Annotated in this window: 16 protein-coding genes; 7 read left to right on the top strand and 9 right to left on the bottom strand. The window is 54.9% G+C overall.

Annotated features, from left to right (window positions below):
• Positions 1-72 precede the first annotated feature (72 nt).
• Positions 73-1,686, bottom strand: coding sequence for an NAD+ synthase (locus tag DBR37_RS06350; RefSeq protein WP_124573627.1), 1,614 nt, complete (start codon positions 1,684-1,686; stop codon positions 73-75).
• Positions 1,687-1,764: 78 nt separating this feature from the next.
• Between DBR37_RS06350 and DBR37_RS06345 the strand changes: the two genes are divergently transcribed.
• The 3 genes from DBR37_RS06345 to DBR37_RS06335 all read left to right on the top strand — a co-directional run bounded on the left by DBR37_RS06345 (position 1,765) and on the right by DBR37_RS06335 (position 5,020).
• The gene (locus DBR37_RS06345; RefSeq protein ID WP_124573626.1) at positions 1,765-2,922 is read left to right on the top strand and encodes a GNAT family N-acetyltransferase; all 1,158 of its coding nucleotides are present in this window, start codon (positions 1,765-1,767) and stop codon (positions 2,920-2,922) included.
• A gap of 87 nt (positions 2,923-3,009) precedes the next feature.
• Positions 3,010-4,047 (top strand): serine/threonine-protein kinase, encoded by a 1,038-nt coding sequence (locus DBR37_RS06340; protein WP_124573625.1) that lies wholly within the window; start codon positions 3,010-3,012, stop codon positions 4,045-4,047.
• A 94-nt stretch (positions 4,048-4,141) separates the two neighbouring features.
• Positions 4,142-5,020 (top strand): EamA family transporter, encoded by an 879-nt coding sequence (locus DBR37_RS06335; RefSeq protein WP_124573624.1) that lies wholly within the window; start codon positions 4,142-4,144, stop codon positions 5,018-5,020.
• A 155-nt stretch (positions 5,021-5,175) separates the two neighbouring features.
• On the opposite strand, the gene ppa is transcribed toward DBR37_RS06335, so the two are convergent.
• The 5 genes from ppa to hemC all read right to left on the bottom strand — a co-directional run bounded on the left by ppa (position 5,176) and on the right by hemC (position 10,030).
• Positions 5,176-5,715 carry an inorganic diphosphatase gene (gene ppa, locus DBR37_RS06330; RefSeq protein WP_012079003.1) on the bottom strand — a complete coding sequence of 180 codons (540 nt, stop codon included), beginning with the start codon at positions 5,713-5,715 and terminating at the stop codon, positions 5,176-5,178.
• A 167-nt stretch (positions 5,716-5,882) separates the two neighbouring features.
• On the bottom strand, positions 5,883-7,079 hold the full coding sequence (locus tag DBR37_RS06325; protein ID WP_124573623.1) for a heme biosynthesis protein HemY: 1,197 nt from the start codon (positions 7,077-7,079) through the stop codon (positions 5,883-5,885).
• Between the two features lie 65 nt (positions 7,080-7,144).
• The gene (locus tag DBR37_RS06320) at positions 7,145-8,317 is read right to left on the bottom strand and encodes a uroporphyrinogen-III C-methyltransferase (protein ID WP_370454230.1); all 1,173 of its coding nucleotides are present in this window, start codon (positions 8,315-8,317) and stop codon (positions 7,145-7,147) included.
• Positions 8,314-9,084 carry a uroporphyrinogen-III synthase gene (locus tag DBR37_RS06315; RefSeq protein ID WP_124573621.1) on the bottom strand — a complete coding sequence of 257 codons (771 nt, stop codon included), beginning with the start codon at positions 9,082-9,084 and terminating at the stop codon, positions 8,314-8,316. Before DBR37_RS06315 ends, DBR37_RS06320 begins: the two co-directional genes overlap by 4 nt.
• Positions 9,077-10,030, bottom strand: coding sequence for a hydroxymethylbilane synthase (gene hemC, locus DBR37_RS06310; RefSeq protein ID WP_124573620.1), 954 nt, complete (start codon positions 10,028-10,030; stop codon positions 9,077-9,079). The genes DBR37_RS06315 and hemC overlap by 8 nt, the downstream gene beginning before the upstream one ends.
• Positions 10,031-10,245: 215 nt before the next feature.
• Between hemC and ppc the strand changes: the two genes are divergently transcribed.
• Positions 10,246-13,101: a phosphoenolpyruvate carboxylase gene (gene ppc, locus DBR37_RS06305; protein WP_124573619.1), complete on the top strand. Its 2,856-nt coding sequence runs from the start codon at positions 10,246-10,248 to the stop codon at positions 13,099-13,101.
• Between the two features lie 74 nt (positions 13,102-13,175).
• Here the strand turns inward: ppc and DBR37_RS06300 are convergent, their stop codons facing one another.
• Together DBR37_RS06300 and DBR37_RS06295 are read right to left on the bottom strand one after the other, a co-directional pair.
• Positions 13,176-13,964, bottom strand: a complete 789-nt coding sequence (locus DBR37_RS06300) for a LytTR family DNA-binding domain-containing protein (protein WP_124573618.1) — start codon at positions 13,962-13,964, stop codon at positions 13,176-13,178.
• The gene (locus DBR37_RS06295; RefSeq protein WP_124573617.1) at positions 13,961-14,932 is read right to left on the bottom strand and encodes a sensor histidine kinase; all 972 of its coding nucleotides are present in this window, start codon (positions 14,930-14,932) and stop codon (positions 13,961-13,963) included. Before DBR37_RS06295 ends, DBR37_RS06300 begins: the two co-directional genes overlap by 4 nt.
• Before the next feature lie 154 nt (positions 14,933-15,086).
• Between DBR37_RS06295 and argH the strand changes: the two genes are divergently transcribed.
• The 3 genes from argH (at position 15,087) to DBR37_RS06280 (ending at position 19,102) form a co-directional block, all read left to right on the top strand.
• Positions 15,087-16,481, top strand: a complete 1,395-nt coding sequence (gene argH / locus DBR37_RS06290) for an argininosuccinate lyase (protein WP_124573616.1) — start codon at positions 15,087-15,089, stop codon at positions 16,479-16,481.
• 329 nt (positions 16,482-16,810) lie between these two features.
• Positions 16,811-17,395, top strand: coding sequence for a TRAP transporter small permease subunit (locus DBR37_RS06285; RefSeq protein ID WP_124573615.1), 585 nt, complete (start codon positions 16,811-16,813; stop codon positions 17,393-17,395).
• 15 nt (positions 17,396-17,410) lie between these two features.
• A complete protein-coding gene (locus DBR37_RS06280) occupies positions 17,411-19,102 on the top strand; it encodes a TRAP transporter large permease subunit (protein ID WP_124573614.1) in 1,692 nt (563 codons plus the stop codon).
• A 229-nt stretch (positions 19,103-19,331) separates the two neighbouring features.
• Here DBR37_RS06280 and DBR37_RS06275 read toward each other — a convergent pair whose 3' ends face one another.
• The gene (locus DBR37_RS06275) at positions 19,332-20,411 is read right to left on the bottom strand and encodes a TRAP transporter substrate-binding protein (protein WP_012078992.1); all 1,080 of its coding nucleotides are present in this window, start codon (positions 20,409-20,411) and stop codon (positions 19,332-19,334) included.
• Between the last annotated feature and the right edge of the window lie 34 nt (positions 20,412-20,445).

The following is a 20,445-nucleotide window of genomic DNA, read 5'->3' as shown; positions in this document are numbered from 1 at the left end:
GTTAATTAGTGCACTTGCATAAGTCTACGCCGGGCGGATGGCTCCGGCGGAAAACTTTCGTTCATTTTGCCATCATTCGCGGAATTTTGATGTAATCGGATAACGCCAGTCACGCCCGAAAGCCCGGTGTGTGACGCGAATACCGACCGGCGACTGGCGCCGCTTGTATTCGTTGATTTTGATCAGGTGGGTGATACGCACCACGTCTTCCTGGCGATAACCGGCAGCAATGATATCGGCGCCGCTCTGGTTCTCTTCCATATACATTTGCATGATGCCGTCCAGCACATCATACGGCGGCAGCGAATCCTGGTCAGTCTGATCCGGGCGCAATTCAGCCGACGGCGCACGGGTCAGGATACGTTCAGGAATCACGTCGGATACCGAGTTACGATAAGTACACAGGCGATACACCAGCGTTTTCGCAATATCCTTAAGCACTGCGAAGCCGCCCGCCATGTCACCGTACAGCGTGCAATAGCCGACCGCCATCTCACTCTTGTTACCGGTCGTCAGGACGATGGAGCCATACTTGTTCGACAGCGCCATCAGAATGGTGCCGCGGATGCGTGCCTGGATGTTTTCTTCTGTCGTATCCAGCTTCTGGCCTTTGAACTCTTCGGCCAAAGTACGGTTGAATGCTTCGAAACAGTCGTTAATACCGATCTCGTCATAGCGCACACCAACGCGCTTGACCATGTCGCGCGAATCGACCCAGGAAATCTCGGCGGTATAAGGCGACGGCATCATGATCGTGCGCACCTTGTCTGCCCCCAGTGCATCCACAGCAATCGCCAGCGTGAGCGCCGAATCCACGCCACCCGACATACCGATCAGCGCACCCGGGAAACCATTCTTACCTATGTAATCGCGCACACCCAGCACCAGCGCTTTATAAACCTGCGCTTCGACTGATAACTCTTCGACGATGGTGCCGTCTACTGGTTGCCCGCCCTGGAATTCAATAATCTGCAAATCTTCGACACAGTGCTGCAACTGAGCGCGTATCTCACCAGCCTGATCCAGGACGAAGGAATTGCCGTCGAAAATCAATTCATCCTGGCCACCGACCAGATTCGCGTACACCAGGCTCATGCCGTGCGTCGTTACATTCGCATGCATGACATCAACGCGCAAATGCTGCTTGTTCATGTGGAACGGTGAGCCATTCGGTACCAGCAATACTTGCGCCCCCGCTTCGGCGGCACGTGCAGGTGCATGCGGGAACCAGGTATCTTCACAAATATTAATACCGAAACGCACACCCTTCACTTCAAACACCAGCGGTTCATCGACTGATGTGAAGTAGCGCTTCTCATCAAACACGGTCGCGTTCGGCAAATCATGCTTGCAGTAAGTAGCAGCGATTTTGCCGTTCAGCAGCACTGACGCGGCGTTATAGCGCAACCCGTCCTGTTCGAATGGATGACCGACGACGACATGCAAGCCATGCAGCGGAGCCAGATCGCTTGCAAGTGCAAGCAACGTCTCCGAGCTTTTTGCGTAGAATGACTGACGCAGTAACAAATCTTCCGGCGGATAGCCGACCAGCGACAACTCCGGTGTCAATACGATGTCGGCACCCTGCTCAGCGGCGCGGCGGGAGAATTCGGCAATCTTGGCACGGTTACCGGCGAGATCGCCGACTGTACTGTTGATCTGCGCGATGGCTACTTTGACTGTCATGGCGTGTATAAAAACTGAGAAAAACTGCCCGATAAAGAAAGCTGAAGCAACTAAACGCTAGGATAAAGTTGAATCAAAGTGAGTGAATCCGTTAATCAATTTGTTAATTATCGCACGCGTATCGTTTCTTCTTTATCAGAAATCGGTCAAAACGCCTGGGATGCACTGGTACAACTACAGGCCGACGCCAATCCTTTCCTCTCTTACGCCTTTCTGGACGCCTTGCATGAAAGCGGCTCCGCTTCGGTCAAATCCGGCTGGCAGCCACAATTCCTGACGCTCTGGCGCGAGCAGGAGCTGGCCGCTGCCCTGCCCTTGTATGCCAAGGGACACTCGTATGGCGAATACGTATTTGACTGGGCCTGGGCAGATGCCTATGAGCGCAACGGCTTGCAATACTACCCAAAGCTGCTGTCCGCCATTCCGTTCACGCCTGTCACTGGCAGCCGTCTGCTGGCGCGCGACGATGAGGCCAGGGCAGCCCTGATTGCCGCCATCGGCAATGTGCAGCAAAACAATTCCTTCTCCTCTACCCACATCCTCTACCCGCCAGCGGAGCAGGCAGAGCAATTGCGCGCAGCCGGCTTCATGCTGCGTAGCGGCGTGCAATTCCACTGGCTCAATGCCGGATATCGCAACTTTGAAGAATTCCTGGCGACGCTGGAACGCAAGAAACGCAAAAACATCCGCGCTGAGCGACGCAAGGTACAGGAGGCGGGCGTCAGCTTTCGCCATATTTCCGGGCACGAAGCGAGCGCAGATGACTGGATGTTTTTCAAGCGCTGCTACGACCGCACCTATGCGATGCATCATTCGACGCCTTACCTGAACCTGGATTTCTTCCAGCGTATAGGCGCAAACATGCCGCAAAACATTCTGCTGATCGTGGCCGAAAGGGATGGCCTCCCTATCGCTTCGTCACTGCTGATTCACGACGAGCAAACCGTTTACGGTCGTTACTGGGGCGCGCTGCAGCATATCGATTGCCTGCATTTTGAAACAGCCTATTACCAGCCGCTGGAATTCTGCATCGCCAGCAACATGGCGTGCTTTGAAGGCGGTGCCCAGGGGGAACACAAAATGGCGCGCGGCTTCCTGCCACAAAAAACCTGGTCTGCGCACTGGCTGGCGCATCCGGTGTTTTCAGATGCAATCGAAGATTTCCTGAAACGCGAAAGCGGCGGTATCGATTCCTACATCGATGAACTGAATGAACGGAATCCGTTTAAACGTTAAATATTGTCAAATTTACGTTGATTACTGGCAACTATTTCACTGTCTGCCCTTGCCAGTACCAGCGCCGCAGTGCATGCTAGTTACACGATGAAATTCAGCCCCTCTCTCCCCAACGGCAGCACGCAAACCAGGCTGATACGCGTCGGTCGCTTCGCGATCAAACATGAACTCGGACGTGGCTCCATCGGCGTGGTCTATCTGGCGCACGACCCCGTGATAGACCGCGACGTCGCCATCAAAACCTTCCGCAGCAAACTGTCGCTGGTAGAGAAAAAGCAGCACGAACAACATTTCATCAATGAAGCGCGCGCCGCCGGGCGACTGGCGCATGCCAACATCGTCACGATTTACGAAGCCTCCAGCGAAGGCGATGCAACCTATATCGCGATGGAATATCTGCAAGGCCGTGAGTTGAACAAGATGCTGGATGGCGGCCACCTGTTCAGTGCGAGCGAAACCGCCTCGATCAGCTGGAAAATCGCCGATGCGCTGGATCATGCGCACAAGAACGGCGTCGTACATCGCGACATTAAACCAGCAAATATCTTCCTCAGCGCAGACCTGCAACCCAAAGTAGTGGACTTCGGTATCGCGCGCGCACCGAATCGCGTCGCCGACCAGTTGAACAAGAGCGAAGATCCCTACACGCTATTCCACGACAACATTCTCGGCACGCCCAATTACATGTCGCCGGAACAGGCGATGGGCCTGGCCGTCGATACACGCACCGACATCTATTCACTGGGCGCGGTGATGTATGAAATGCTGACTGGACGCAAACCTTTCCAGGCCAGTGATACCGAAAAATTGCTACACCATATCTCGTTCAAGGCCGTCGCCGAACCACATAAGGTCGAGGCCAGTGTGCCTTTGGCGTTGTCGAAAATTGTCATGAAGGCGATGAGCAAAAAGACCGACAAACGCTATCAAAATGCGCAGGACATGGCGCTGGACATCAAGCGCTTCGTCGCCCGTACACGACGTGAAAACGGCCGAAAACCCAAGCTGGAAGATATAGAAGCCACTGTCGAATCCTTGCCGCTCCAGCAATCACGCCTGTTCTGGCCGATATGTGGCGGTCTGGTAGCGTTGCTGCTTGTCGCCTATACGCTCTGGCAAGGCTAACAGCTGCCAACTCAGCAGCAGGCTCGTCCAGGCCGCGTCCAGCTGACAAAGTCGAATCGTATTAAAATCTCGTGTTTAGAAAGCTGTATTTCTCATGAGTCCCACCGATATCCTGCTTGCGCTTGCGATCGTCAGTATCTGGGGCCTCAACTTTGTTGTCATCAAAATCGGTTTGCACGACCTGTCGCCGATTGCACTCACCGTACTACGCTTCGCCTTCGCTGCTTTACCGATGGCCTTTTTCATCAAGCGACCGGCGATTCCATGGCAGCTGTTGTGCGCCTTCGGCCTGTTTCAATTCGCGCTGCAATTCACCTTCCTGTTCACTGGCATGCAGCTCGGGCTGACATCCGGTCTGGCTTCGCTCGTGATGCAGCTGCAAGTATTCTTCACCATCGCGCTGGCCATCCTGTTCGTCGGTGAACGTCCGCGCATCACGCAGCTGGTCGGTGCGCTCATCTCCTTCTGCGGCATGGCACTGGTGGCCTACAAACTGGAAAGCAAGGCGACACTGATAGGCTTCATGCTGGTCATCATCGCCAGCCTGTGCTGGGCCAGCGGCAACATCGTCACCAAGAAAATAGGCAAGGTAAATCCTTTGGCCCTCATGATCTGGGGCTCACTCATCTCACTGCCACCATTGCTGATTGCATCGCTATTGATGGAAGGTACACAAGGCTGGGTGACGACTGCACACAACATGAACTGGCGTGCCTTTGCCACCGTGCTGTATCAGGCTTATCCAAATACGATGTTTGCTTTTGGCGCGTGGGCGGTACTGATGCGCAAATACCCTGCTGCTACGGTTGCACCGTTTACCTTGCTGGTTCCCATCATCGGGATGGCGTGTGCCGCCTTGATACTGGACGAGACTTTACAGTGGTGGAAATTTGCCGCTTGTGGACTGGTGCTGGGAGGCCTGGCGTTTAATCAGTTTGGGCAGAAGTGGCTGGAGCGACGTGGGATTATTTGATTCTGTGCTTAGTTTCGTGTTGATGTTGCTGATACTGTTCTCTCTTCGTGGCAANNTTGCCACGAAGAGAGAACAGCGTTATTACCAATCGAGCTAAATCAGGCAGACAATAAAAAAGCACGCATATAGCGTGCTTTCTTTAACCAGCCTGGCAATTACTTGCCAGCGCTCTTCTTGTAAGCCTCAACGCCAGACAAGATTTCAGCTTTAGCTTCGTCCGGACCAACCCAGCCATCAACCTTAACCCATTTGCCTTTTTCCAGATCTTTGTAGTGTTCAAAGAAATGCTGGATTTGTTGCAAACGCAGGTCGTTGATGTCTTCTGGTTTTTGCCAGTGGCTGTAGATAGGCAGGATTTTGTCGATAGGTACTGCCAGCAATTTCGCATCGCCGCCCGCTTCGTCAGTCATTTTCAGCATGCCGATTGCGCGGCAGCGTACGACTACGCCTGGGTACAACGGGAATGGTGTGATCACCAATACGTCAACCGGGTCACCGTCGTCCGACAAAGTTTGCGGGATGTAACCGTAGTTGCACGGATAGTGCATCGCGGTGCTCATGAAACGGTCAACAAACATCGCACCCGACTCCTTGTCTACTTCATACTTGACCGGATCGGCGTTCATTGGGATTTCGATAATGACGTTGAAGTCGTTCGGCAGATCTTTGCCGGCTGGGACGTGATTCAGACTCATATTTGTTTTCTCAAAAGTGGGGAACAGTGCTGCAAACCCTGAATTATAGCGGCTTTCAGCATTTTTCTTGCGGCAGTATTACGGATGGAATAACAGGAAATGTTGCTTCACGGAGATACTGGCAAATGCCGGCAGGTGCTTAGTCGCGCACCTGCCACCGCAGCAAATTACAGTACGGTCGCCACCGCGCATTGGCGGTAGTGCGACGCAGCTTCTGCTTCATGACCCAGCGCTTCATGCAATTGCGCCAGTTTCAAATGTACTTCCTGCAACATGCGTGCACCGCTTGCATCCGACAACGCTTGTTCCAGATGACGTTGCGCCTTACCCCACAGGTTCTGGCGCAAGCACAAGGTGCCCAGCGTCAATGCCAGTTCAGGATCGGTCGGATGTATCTTGGTCCATTCTTCGCAACGCTCGATCTGCGCCAGCAAGGCCGGTGAACCCTCACCTGCCGCCGAAGCACGATAAGGACGCAGTAAACGGTCATCCCATTCCAGCGCCATCGATTTCTCAATAATCGCACGTGCATCATCATGCAGGCCACGCTGGTTGAACGCGTTTGCGCCATGCATCGCAACGTAAGCCTTGGTACGGTCATCGGCAGGAATCGCCCACCAGATATTGCGCAAGGATTCCGCATCGTTCGATGGATTTTTCAGCAAATCCTGATAGGCCAGTTCACGCAAGCGGCTCGACAAGGCCGGATGCAAGGCATTGTTTTTGTCCAGCGTACGTACCAGGCGCAACACTTCAGGCCAGTTGTTCGCACGTTGGTTCGCCTTCAGTGCCATACGCAAAGCGTGGATGTGGCGGGTACCGTTGGCGTTGAGTTCCTTGACTACGTCCAGTGCCAGTTCCGGCTGGCGTTCATCGACCAGCAATTCGATGGCGGTCATCAGGCGTGCCGTCTTCAGGCTTTGATCTTCTTCCACCGTCGCCAGCCAGGTGTCGCGGCGCTCAGTCTGCTGCATGCGGTGCGCTGCACGTGCTGCGATGAGTGCGGCCAGACCCGAGTTATCCGGAGAATCCGTGGCGCGCATCGCGGCTTTTTCAGCGTGGCCGAAACGACCCTCGAAGTATGCTTTCAGCGATTCACGCAAAGCCTGATTGCCTTTGCGTTCCAGCTTGTCGCGACGATAGGCCGCAACCTTGCCCGGCATCTTTTGCGCTACGCGTACTGTTTTCAGCACCGCATAGATCAGGAAGAACAGCAGAACGGACAAAAGGACGAAGAAGTTCAGCGACAGATCTACCCGGTACGGCGGGTAGAAGAACACCACGTTGCCGGCGTTGAAACGCGCCAGCACCGCCAGTCCGATGGCAGTGGCAAACAGAACGAGAAGCCAGAGGAATATACGCATATTAAAAACGGTAGGCCATCATTGTTGTTTTAAAGCAGACCTTGCAACCAGACGCATGTCCGGAATCAAGGCTTGGCTTTGTAATTACGAACTGCATTCAGGCTTTCGGCCAGAGTCGGCATCTCGATCGCCAGATTGCTCGACTGCACTTGCTTCAGCATCGCTTGTACAGTTTGTGTTTGTTTGGCACGTGTATCGAAGTATTTGCTGATGGCGTCCTGCGACGCGATCATGTCGCTGCGGAACGCGACTTCATTACGCGACAAGAGTGCCAGGCGCGCATTGAGCAAACGCAGCTTAAGGTTTTCGCGCGCATAGTAGGCCTGTGTCGGCGACAGTAACAAAGCATCCGAAGTATCGACACTACGTACCCGTATCAATTGCTGGATATCACCCCACACTTCGCTGCTGAGGCTATCCCATTTGGCTTTGGCGACCGGCCACCAGTCATTGGTCTCTGCTTCCGGCGCTGGTGCAGCAGCACCAGCCTTGGCGTTTTTAGCCGGTGCTTTGGCCGCTACCGGACGATTCTTCGGTTCGCTGGCTGGCTGTGCCGGTTTTTCATCGGCCAGCAAAGGCATGCTATCGATCTGGCTGATGACGCTATCCAGACGCAATGCAATTCCGGTCAGATCCAGGCTAGGCAAGGCTTTCAGGCGAGCGATATCGTGCCCGATCGCGCGGCGTACATTGACGAATTGCGGCGTATCCGCACGCGACAGGCGCGCATCGGCATTTTGCAAAGCGATCAACGCACCCTGTACATTGCCTGCCAGTTGCAATTGCTGGCTGGCGGTAGACAGTACTTGCTCGATTTCAGCCAGCGCCCAGTCTTCACGCTTCTTGAACAGATCCTGATACAGCTGCTCCAGTGCCAGTTGCTGGCTTTGCGCTTCCACTTGCTTACCTTCCAGCACGTTCACCTTGGCTTGCAGTTCGGTGACGGTTTCCTGCGCCGACTTCACAATGACCTTGGTTTCGGTATTGATGGCGTCGCCACTCTGGATACGGCGCGCTACTTCGGTACGCACCGTGGAGAGTTCTTTATGCGACATCCACCATTGCACACCAACCAGCGCGGCCAGTGCGACCAGGGCCACATAGACCAGGCCTTGCTTGCCAGATGCATTATTCTTGGTTGATGGCGCAGGCGGCGGGCTCGGCGGCACACCGTTGGATGGAGCCGCGGCAGGAGTAACTGGCGGCGTCGAGTCGGGAGATGTTGGCATATCGGTCATGAGCAAGATTGTAACGCGGCTAACAGCCCGTCGTCGCCTGATCTGGTTAGCGTGATATTCGAGAAACCCAGCAACTGCGCGGTTTCTGCGATGCGAACGTGGGATACGAGTATTCTTTGTTGTTGCATTTTTGCGACGCTCCCTGCTTCATCAAGTTGTGCCACCATCTCGGTCAGGAAACGCAATCCTTCCGAACTGGTGACGATCCAGTCATTCTGACAACTTAATAGACGTTTGAGTTCGCTGCGTCTTGCACTATTCAATTCCGGCGCGACACGTCGATAGGCCGCAAGCGGCGTCACGCCTATGTCTGCAGCCCGTAATGTGTCACCCAATAATTCGCGTCCGGTCTCGCCACGGATGATCAACACTTGCTTGCCACGCAAAGCCGGCAAATCCAGTTCCGCCAGCAAGGTCTGCGAATCAGTACGATCGAGATCGGTAGGACTGATGATGGTGCTGTTAGCAGCTGTTGCGCCATGCCGCAGCAAAGCCATACGACTACCCTCGCCCACCACCGCCAGCGGAATATGCCAGGGCCAGTCGGGCCGTGCCGCAAAGGCGGCGTCTATCGCGTTCGGGCTGACAAAGGCAATCAGCGCGTAACGATCAAGCTCGCGCAAAGCGGCACGCAAGGGTGCCTGATCATCCAGCGGCAGAATTTCCAGCAAGGGGAAAACCACTGCACGGCGTCCTAATGCCGTGACGCGCTGCGCCAGCACATCGGCTTGCGCCAGCGGCCGTGTAATTACTACAAACTCAGACATCCCCGTCCGCATCTGTTTTACACAACGCCAGGATGGCAGCCGCATCCTGCTGCTTCAGGGCGTCGGCAATCTGACGTCCCAGTGCTTCCGGCTCGTTCGCGGCGGCACTTAGATCGGCACTGGCGATTTTCGAACCGTCCGGCGTTGCGATAATGGCGCGTAAACGCATGTCATCACCGTCTATGGTGGCAAAAGCCGCCAGCGGAATCTGGCAGCTACCGCCAAAATTACGCGACACGGTACGCTCGGCCGTCACCGCCAATGCGGTTGCCGTATGGTTCAGCGGTGCCAGCCATTCCTTCAGGTCAGCGCGCTCAGAGAGGATTTCTATCGCCATTGCGCCCTGCCCTGGTGCGGGCAGGCTTTGCTCCGGCGGCAAATAAGAGCGGATACGTTGCGCCAGGCCCAGGCGCTTGAGACCGGCCGCGGCCAGGATGATGGCCGCATACTCACCAGCATCGAGCTTGCCGAGGCGACGATCGAGGTTGCCACGCAACGGGCGTATCACCAGTTGTGGATAGCGCGCCGCGATCAGGGCCTGGCGGCGCAGGCTGCTGGTACCGACAATGGCACCGGCCGGCAACGCTTCCAGTGCGTCAAACTCGTTGGAGACGAAGGCGTCACGCGGGTCTTCGCGTTCCAGCACTGCCGCCAACTCAAATCCGTCCGGCAAGGTCATCGCCACATCCTTCAGCGAATGCACGGCGATATCCGCCCGTTGTTCAGCGATGGCGACTTCCAATTCCTTGACGAACAGGCCTTTGCCGCCGACTTTGGAAAGGGTACGATCAAGAATTTGATCACCTCGAGTTGTCATCCCGAGAATCTCTATCGAACACTGCGGATATAATATGGCTAGTTTTTCGCGGACATGCTCGGCTTGCCACATGGCCAGACGGCTTTCGCGCGAGGCAATGACCAGTTTTTTCGGGGGCGGAAATTTCAACACGGCTTCTTTCGATTTTCTGTCAGGGGCGGCCAAATTTGCTGAATTCTTCTTTGTTTTCAACAAGTTCGACATGCTTTCGGAGTCATCACAGTAGCGATGACCTCGCAGATTGTTGCATCATAGTTCCTTGAAATTTTAGCATGTACCCTCGTAGAAGACGCCGCATTACTCCATCCTTATCACTCTGAACAAGCTGACTGCATTTTTTCAATATGGCAAAACAACCGACAACCCAGCCTCGCGTGAGCTCTCCATCTGCCGATAAGGCAAGCAACAAAGACGCACCACTCAAAGAAGATATACGCTTACTTGGACGCATCTTGGGCGACGTCTTGCGTGACCAGGAAGGTGATGCAGTATTTGAAGTAGTCGAAACCATCCGCCAGACTGCTGTGCGTTTCCGTCGTGAATCCGATGTGCAGGCTGGTACGGACCTGAATAAATTGCTCAAGAAGCTGACCCGCGAACAAACCATTTCCGTGGTGCGCGCGTTCTCTTACTTCTCGCATCTGGCGAATATCGCCGAAGATCAGCATCACAACCGTCGTCGTCGTGCCCACCTGCTGGCAGGTTCGGCAGCGCAGGAAGGCAGCGTTTCTTACGCACTGGAAAAACTGGCGAATGCCGGCGTCAACGGCGCAACCGTACGCAAGTTCTTCAAGGATGCCCTGATTTCCCCGGTCCTGACCGCACATCCGACCGAAGTACAGCGCAAGAGCATCCTCGATGCAGAACACGACATCGCCCGCTTGCTGGCGGCACGTGATCTGCCGATGACGGCAAAGGAACGCGCAGCCAATACTGAATTGTTGCGCGCACTGGTTACCACCTTGTGGCAAACCCGCTTGCTGCGTTACTCGAAATTGTCGGTAGAAGACGAAATCAACAACGCCCTGTCCTACTACCGCATTACCTTCCTGCGTGAATTGCCTGCGCTGTATGAAGACATAGAAGAAGAAATCGCCGAACAATTCCCGCAACGCGCAAGCAGCGCGAATGCCAAGCGCGAACTGCACTCCTATGTACAAATGGGCAGCTGGATCGGCGGTGACCGCGACGGCAATCCGAATGTCAATGCCGGCACCATGCAACTCGCTTTGGCACGTCAATCGACCACCATCCTTGAGTTCTACCTGGAAGAAGTACATGCGCTGGGCGCAGAACTGCCAGTCTCGACCTTCCTCGCCGGCGTCAGCCCGGAAGTACAGGCACTGGCCGACAAATCGCCGGACACTTCCGAACATCGCGCCGATGAACAATACCGCCGCGCCCTGATCGGCATTTATGCGCGCCTGGCAGCAACGGCTCGCGCACATGGTGCAACCAACATCCTGCGCAAGGAAGTTGGTCCGGGCGCACCTTACGAAAGCGCTGTCGAGTTCTCCGCTGACCTGCAATTGCTGGTCGATTCGCTCAAGGAACGTCATGGCACCGTGCTGATCAAGCCGCGTCTGGCGCCATTGCTGCGCGCAGCAGAAATCTTCGGCTTCCATCTGGCCACGCTGGATATGCGCCAAAGCTCGGATGTACACGAACGTGTACTGGGCGAGTTGTTCAAACGTGCTGAAGTCGAAACCTCGTATGCCGACCTGCCGGAACAAAAGAAAGTCGAGTTGCTGCTGACCGAGCTGGATAAGCCACGCCTGCTCTACTCGCCATACATCGATTACTCGGACGAAACCAATTCCGAACTCAACATCCTGCGCGCTGCACATCATATCCGTCAGCGTTACGGCTCGCGCGCAATCCGCAACTACATCATCTCGCATACGGAAACCGTATCCGACTTGCTGGAAGTCCTGTTGCTGCAACGTGAAACCGGTTTGCTGCGTCCAGACACCGATGCTGCGTCGGTAGGCGAAGTTGAACTGATGGTGATCCCGCTGTTCGAAACCATTCCTGATTTACGCCTCGCCGCAACCATCATGGAACAAGTCATGGCCATCCCTAAAGTACGTCGCCTGATCGCCAAGCAGGGGCACCTGCAGGAAGTCATGCTCGGCTACTCCGATTCAAACAAGGACGGCGGCTTCCTCACTTCGAACTGGGAACTGTATAAGGCTGAAACCGAATTGGTGAATGTCTTCAATCACGCCGGCGTCAAACTGCGCCTGTTCCATGGCCGTGGCGGCACCGTAGGTCGCGGCGGCGGCCCAAGCTATGAAGCTATCCTGGCGCAGCCACCGGGCACCGTGAACGGCCAGATCCGTCTGACCGAACAAGGCGAAATCATTGCGTCCAAATTCTCCAACCCGGAAATCGGTCGTCGCAACCTGGCCCTGCTGGTTGCCGCTACGCTGGAAGCCAGCCTGACGCCGCCACCGGCAGATCGCAAGGCAGCGAAAAAACTCGCTGAATTTGAAAGCGTGATGGCCGAGTTGTCCGAACTGGCCTACAAGGGTTATCGCAACCTGGTGTACGAAACACCAGGCTTTACCGATTACTTCTTCTCGGCCACACCGATTGCAGAAATCGCTGAACTCAATATCGGTTCGCGCCCTGCATCGCGTAAAGCGACACGCCGGATTGAAGATTTGCGTGCGATTCCATGGGGCTTCTCATGGGGGCAATGCCGCTTGTTGCTACCGGGCTGGTACGGTTTCGGCAGCGCGGTAGAACAATGGCTGGAACAAGGCGAAAACAAAGCCAAACGCGTAGCAACCCTGCGCGCCATGTTCAAGGAATGGCCATTCTTCGTTACCCTGCTGTCGAATATGGACATGGTTCTGTCGAAGACCGACCTGGCCGTTGCATCGCGTTATTCGGAAATGGTGGTTGACCGTAAACTGCGCAACAGTATTTTCAAACGCATCGTGGCTGAACATGAACGTACCTCGACTTGCCTGACCATGATCACCGGCAAGAAAGAACGCCTGGCAAACAACCCATTGCTGGCACGTTCGATCAAGAACCGTTTCGCTTACCTCGATCCGCTGAATCACTTGCAGGTCGAACTGATCAAACGTCACCGTGCAGCTATGCGTGATGGCAAGGTAGATGACCGTGTCCGTCGCGGCATCCATCTGTCGATCAACGGTATTGCGGCTGGCTTGCGCAACACAGGCTAAGGTTCACCTGACCAACAAAAAAGGGAAGCAAATTTGCTTCCCTTTTTTACGCCTGTCAATTTTTCAAATGCTGATCAACGCACCAGTGCCTTGACCCCGGCCCATTGCCGCCGTGAAATCGGCAGGCGGTCATCGATATGCTGCAGGATGACTTGCCACGATTCCTGCGCCTTATCGGTCTCGTTATCGGCATCCACCAGCTGGGCGCCGCGTTCAACGCCGATGATGGCGTCGCGCGCGACCAGTGCATTACGATGCACGCGTATGAACTGGGCTGCGAACTCCTGCTCCAGCGCCGAGAGCGAACCTTCCAGCAAGTACTCGCGTTCACGCGTGCGCAGAGTCACATACTTGGCTTCCGCCTTCAGATACAACACATGTGCCACCGGCACCAGCAGCAAACGGCCCCTCTCCTGCACGGAAAAATTCTTGCGCGTGCTTTGCATGGTGCTCACGACGTCGTTCAGCTTCTGCGTCGCTGCTTTTTTCTGCAAACCGTTCACGCGCCGGATCGCATCCGCCAGCCGCGCCGCCCGTACCGGCTTCAGCAAATAATCCAGCGCATGTACTTCAAACGCCTTCAATGCATATTCATCGTAAGCAGTGACGAAGATCACCGCCGGCCCGGCCTGCTCACTGCGTGCCAGATGCGCTGCCAGCTCTATGCCCGTCATGCCGGGCATTTGTACGTCCAGCAGCACGATGTCCGGCGCCAGTGCAGCGATGCTGTCCAGCGCCTGCTGCGCCTGTGCCGCTTCGCCTACCAACTCATGCGGGCACTCAGCCGCAATATCCGCCAGCAAGGTCGCCAGGCGCGCACGCGCCGGCGCTTCGTCATCCACAATCAGGATGCGCGGCGTCATACACCTGCCTTTTGGTAAGGCAGGTAGAGATGCACTTCGAATTGCCCGTCCACTACTTGCGTCGTCAATTGCGCCTCCATATCGTATAAGAGCGTCAGGCGTTCACGGATGTTATCCAGTGCCATGTGATTGCCGGTCGACTCCACATCGGCATGATACGGATTCGTCATCACGATTTCTATACGGTCACGCACGCGGCTGATGGCAATCCTGATCAGCGCGGTTTGCGGCGAGGGTTCCACGCCGTAATGCACGGCATTTTCCAGCAAGGGTTGCAGCAGCAAGGCGGGCGTCTTCGCTCTTTGCAAGGTATCACCGGAAATGCCATCGGTATCCCACTGCACCTGCAGGCGTTCGCCGAGGCGTATCTTTTCTATCGACAGATATTGCATGCCGATGCGGACTTCATTGCCCAGCGTGGTGATGTCGCGCGCATCGCGCATCAGGACGCGAAACAGATCAGCCATATCTTCCAGCGTACTTTCGGCACGGCGTGGCTCGGTGCGTATCAGCGACAGCACTGCATTCAGGCTATTGAACAGAAAATGCGGCCGTATGCGTGCCTGCAAAGCCTGCAAGCGGGCTTCCGCCAGTGCCGGTGAAAAAGCCCGGGTACGCAATTCAAAATAATGCTGCAGGCTGATACCAAACAAAGCCGCGCACACAAAACCTTCCGGCGCCGACAAACGACTCAGACTGGTCAGCATCAAATCGTCATTCAGCAGGTAATGGATAATCAGGCCGGTAATCGCCCCCGGCACCAGAGCGCAAGCCAGACGCTGGCCCCACGGCGGGATCGAGCGCACCAGCCGACGCAGGCCACACAAGGCAAACAGGGATGTCAGACTAGCCAGCTCCAGCAACATCGAGGCTTCCCCAAATGCCAGCAAACCCGCCTGTATCGACGCAGCATTAATCAGCATCACCACCAATACCACGCCGTTGACGACCAGCAAAGACCTGACCATGATGCCTATATTGCAACAGTCTGGGATCACGATTTCCAGCGGGGAGACGGGCGCGGAATCTGGCGATGGCGGCATGGTTGAAGGATTTATCAGGGCTAGGGTGGGATTGCGGGGTGCGCTTGTTCTATAATCGCGTATTCATTAGGACCCAATTATGACAGCACAACTCTCCAAAAAGAGCGAGGCCTGGTCGGCACGCTTCAACGAACCCGTTTCCGATCTGGTTAAACGTTACACCGCTTCGGTATTTTTCGACAAGCGTCTGGCCCAGGTAGATATCCAGGGTTCGCTGGCCCATGCAGAGATGCTGGCACACCAAAACATCATCAGCCAGCAAGACCACGCGGAAATCCAGCGCGGCATGGCACAGATCCAGGAAGAAATTGCTGCCGGCAAGTTTGAATGGCTGCTGGACCTGGAAGACGTCCACCTGAATATCGAAAAACGCCTGACCGAACTGGTTGGTGACGCTGGTAAACGCCTGCACACAGGCCGTTCACGCAACGACCAGGTCGCCACCGATATCCGTCTGTATGTACGTAGCGAAATCGACAATATCGTCGGTTTGCTGCGCGACCTGCGTCTGGCCTTGCTGGATCTGGCCGAAAAACACGCAGACACCATCCTGCCCGGCTTCACCCACATGCAAGTGGCGCAACCGATCACCTTCGGTCACCACATGCTGGCTTATGTTGAAATGTTCAGTCGCGACGCAGAACGCATGCTGGATTGCCGCAAGCGCGTCAATCGCCTGCCGCTGGGTGCTGCTGCGCTGGCCGGCACCACCTTCCCTATCGACCGTGAACGCGTTGCGCGCACACTGGATTTTGAAGACGTTTGCCACAACTCGCTGGATGCGGTTTCCGATCGCGACTTCGCGATTGAATTCTGCGCGGCGGCTGCCCTGATCATGACGCACGTGTCGCGCATGTCGGAAGAATTCGTGATCTGGATGAGCCCGCGCGTCGGCTTCATCGATATCGCCGATCGCTTCTGCACCGGCTCGTCCATCATGCCGCAAAAGAAAAACCCGGACGTCCCTGAACTGGCGCGCGGCAAGACCGGCCGCGTCAACGGCCACCTGATCGCCCTGCTGACCCTGATGAAAGGCCAGCCACTGGCTTACAACAAGGACAATCAGGAAGATAAGGAACCACTGTTCGATACCGTCGATACCGTGGTCGATACCCTGCGTATCTTTGCCGATATGGCGACCGGCATCACCGTCAAGCCTGAAGCGATGCGCGACGCTGCGTTGCAAGGTTATGCAACGGCAACCGACCTGGCTGACTACCTGGTGAAAAAAGGCCTGCCGTTCCGCGATGCGCATGAAGCTGTTGCCCATGCAGTCCGTGCCTGCGTAGACCGCGGCTGTGACCTGAGCAACCTGACACTGGAAGAAATGCGCGTGTTCTCCTCGCTGATCGAAGCCGACATCTTTGAAGTACTGACGCTGGAAGGTTCAGTCGCAGCGCGTAACCACGTCGGCGGTACCGCGCCACAACAGGTGCGCCTGGCGATTGCAAGACATCGCAGCCACCTGAACTAAAGCACTATTCCGGGCATGCAACTCTGCATGCCCGTTTTACGTCCGATGCCAACTTGCACCTCCCGATGTCACACCGGGTTCAAACGCATCACTTCCCTCTGAAAAATCGTCGTTTTCCTGAGCTGCGTAATGTTCGTGTCAGCTAGGCACTGTATCGTGCTGCCTTGTGAAAATGGGATATGTGTGTACGTATTTAAAAACGCCTTTGTAACCAGGGCGTCAAATGATATGGCTTATACTCACATGGCAATAAAAAGCATCTTCGCAGGCGTTAATAAACAGGGGCATGCGCACGTGCTTCATTCAAAATCAATCTGGAGACAAAAATAATGTCTTTTTTGCTATCGCTATCGCGATTCATTGATGCCCTCAATGAAAAAATAGGCCATGCCATCAGCTGGGCCTTGTTGGCGGCTGTCATTATCTGTACGGGTAATGCTGTCGTCCGTTACCTCTTCAATATCAGCTCCAACGGCTGGCTTGAAATCCAATGGTATTTGTTCGCTGCCATCTTTTTGCTGGCTACTTCCTACACACTGCGTCGTAACGAACACGTCCGCATCGACGTTATCGTCGGTCGTTTCTCCAAACGTACTCAAGTCTGGATAGACTTGCTCGGCTTCCTGCTGTTCCTGATGCCAGCAACGCTGCTGATTCTGTACTACTCGGTACCGTATGCATGGATTTCGATCGAAAACCAGGAAGTCTCGAGCAATGCTGGTGGCCTCATCGTCTGGCCTGCGAAACTGCTGATCCCGATCGGCTTCGTATTACTGGCGCTGCAAGGCGTATCAGAAATGATCAAACGGATCGGCTACCTGAAAGGTGTGGTCCCTGCCAGCGCCTTTGAAAAACAGGTTGCTACTCCCGAAGAAGAAATTGCGGCGATCAAAGCTGCAAATAAACTCAACTGATCGCCAGGAACAAACATGACTGAATTTCTCATTGCGAATATGGCGCCGATCATGTTCGGCGCACTCGTGGCATTCCTGCTATCAGGTTTCCCGGTTGCTTTTGCACTCGCCGCCAACGGCCTGTTCTTTGGCCTGCTGGGTATAGAACTGGGTCTGCTCAAACCAGAACTGTTACAAGCCCTGCCGAATCGTATCTTCGGCATCATGGCGAACGACACCTTGCTGGCAATTCCATTCTTTACGTTCATGGGCCTGATCCTCGAACGATCAGGGATGGCAGAAGACTTGCTCGACACCATCGGCCAATTGTTTGGTCCTTTACGTGGCGGTGTGGCGTATGCGGTTATTTTCGTTGGCGCCCTGCTGGCGGCAACAACCGGTGTGGTTGCCGCATCCGTGATTTCGATGGGCCTGATCTCGCTGCCTGTGATGTTGCGCTACGGCTATGACAAGAAGATAGCCAGCGGTGTCATTGCCGCTTCGGGTACGCTGGCGCAAATCATCCCGCCGTCTCTGGTGCTGATCGTCATGGCCGACCAATTGGGTCGTTCCGTAGGCGATATGTACCAGGCTGCATTCGGTCCCGGCCTGATGCTGACAGCCATGTACGCTGGCTACATCCTGATCATCTCCATCCTGCGCCCTACCTGGGTACCTGCACTGCCACTGGAAGCACGTAACCTGCGCGAACCAAATGGCAAAAGCGGCGTCGTTTCGCTGTTTGTGCTGATCATTGCCACGGTTGCAGTTTGCTTCTTCATCGAAGAAATGCTGCTGGCCAGCAATCCGAAGTTGCATGCTGACGAAGGTGCAATCTACGCTGCAACCCTGGGGATCGTTGGTGCCTTCCTGGTTGCCGTGATCAACCGACGCATGAAACTGGGCCTGCTGTCGAAGATGGCAGAAAAAGTTGTCTTCGTGCTGATCCCGCCGCTGGCACTGATCTTCCTGGTGCTGGGTACGATTTTCGTCGGTATCGCTACGCCTACTGAGGGTGGCGGTATGGGTGCCTTTGGTGCGATGATTCTGGCTATCATGAATCGCCGCCTGTCGTGGGATCTGCTCAAGCAAGCAATGAATTCCACTTCACGCCTGTCCTGCTTCGTGCTGTTCATCCTGATCGGCTCCAGCGTGTTCGGCCTGATCTTCCGTGGCGTCAATGGCGATCTGTGGGTAGAACATCTGCTGACCTCCTTGCCAGGTGGTACCGCCGGCTTCCTGATCGTGGTCAACATCCTGTTCTTTGGCCTGGCCTTCTTCCTCGACTTCTTTGAACTGGCCTTCATCCTGGTACCACTGGTCGGTCCGGTCGCAGAAAAAATGGGCATCGACCTGATCTGGTTCGGTGTACTGCTGAGCGTGAACATGCAGACATCGTTCATGCACCCGCCTTTTGGCTTCGCCCTGTTCTATTTAAGATCGGTCGCGCCGAAAGAGGTCAAGACCTCGGATATTTACTGGGGCTCGGTACCGTTCGTGCTGATCCAGGTCATCATGGTGACGCTGATCATCGCCTTCCCGAAACTGATCTCGGTCGATACCAAAACAGATATGCATGAAAAAATCGAGTTGAAGATCGATATGGGCGACAACAGCGTGGATTACGGCAGTGACGATGCTACTGAGAGCAGCAGCGACAAACCCGACAGCCATGACGATGAAGTACCGCAACTGAACTTCTCGACGGACGAGCCAGCCAAGAAGTAAGACTGGCCTCCCGACAAAAATCCCGCACCTGACCGTGCGGGATTTTTTTTGCCCGTAACATATACAAATAACTCGCATACGCCACTTGCACAGGAACAGCTAATCGCACCAACGTGAGCAACACTGCCTGAACCCGCACTCAAGGACTGACAGCCCTCCATTCACTGGGGCCACACGGACATAAAAAAACCCGCAGCACAGGCTGCGGGTTTTGATGATGCAGTAAGGATTACTTACGGCCGATCATGAAGTTTTGGATAGGTACTTCAGCGACCGAGAACCATTGGTTCTGATCTTGGCGGAAGCGTTTCCATGGTTCGTAGATCTTCTTGAACTTGGCATTCTTCGCTGCTTCTTCATCCATCGTTTCAACGGCAGCTTTGTAGCAAGCTTCCATGATCGGTTTGGAGAATTGACGCAGCTTGACGCCGTTCTTGAGCAAACGTGCCAGTGCAGCTGGATTACGTGCATCGTATTCCGCTTGCATAACAACGTGTGCTTCGTAGGAAGCAGCTTCTACTGCAGCCTGGTAGGCCTTAGGCAGTTTTTCCCATTCCTTGATGCCGATGTAGAACGAGAGTTGCAGGCTAGGTTCCCACCAGCCTGGTGTGTAGTAGAACGGCGCGACTTTGTTGAAGCCGAGTTTTTCATCGTCGTATGGACCGATCCATTCTGCTGCATCGATAGTACCTTTTTCCAGTGCTGGGTAGATGTCACCACCAGCGATCTGTTGTGGCACCAGGCCGAGGCGTTGCATCACGCGACCGGCGAAACCACCGATACGCATTTTCAAACCTTGCAGGTCTTTAACTTCTTTGATTTCCTTACGGAACCAGCCACCCATCTGGGTACCGGTGTTACCGCCCAGGAAGTTGACGATGCCGTAGTCTTTGAAGAATTCACGGGTCAGTTGACGACCGCCACCTTGGTCGAACCATGCGGTTTGTTGACGCGAAGTCAGGCCGAATGGAACAACCGCGTCGAATGCGAATGTAGGATCTTTACCGAAGTAGTAGTACGAAGCCGAGTGACCGATTTCAACGGTACCTGCCTGCACTGCATCCATCACTTGCAAAGCAGGAACAATCTCGCCGCCTGCGAATGGACGAATGTTGAATTTACCGTCTGTCAGTTGCGATACACGTTTGGTAAATACATCCGCTGCGCCATAAATCGTGTCTAGCGATTTAGGGAAGCTGGAAGCCAGACGCCAGTTAATCGTCGGGTTGGTTTGTGCGAAAGAAGGCACAGCGACCGCACCTGCGGTAGCGCCGACTGCTGCTTTCTTAAGGAATGAACGACGTTCCATTTTGTCTCCTGGAGTGGTTAACGACAACAGCTAT

It is taken from the genome of Herminiimonas sp. KBW02 (assembly GCF_003852535.1).
Taxonomy (GTDB): domain Bacteria; phylum Pseudomonadota; class Gammaproteobacteria; order Burkholderiales; family Burkholderiaceae_D; genus Oxalicibacterium.
Note: the sequence above shows the minus strand (reverse complement) of the source record. Positions and strands in the feature narration are given on the sequence as shown.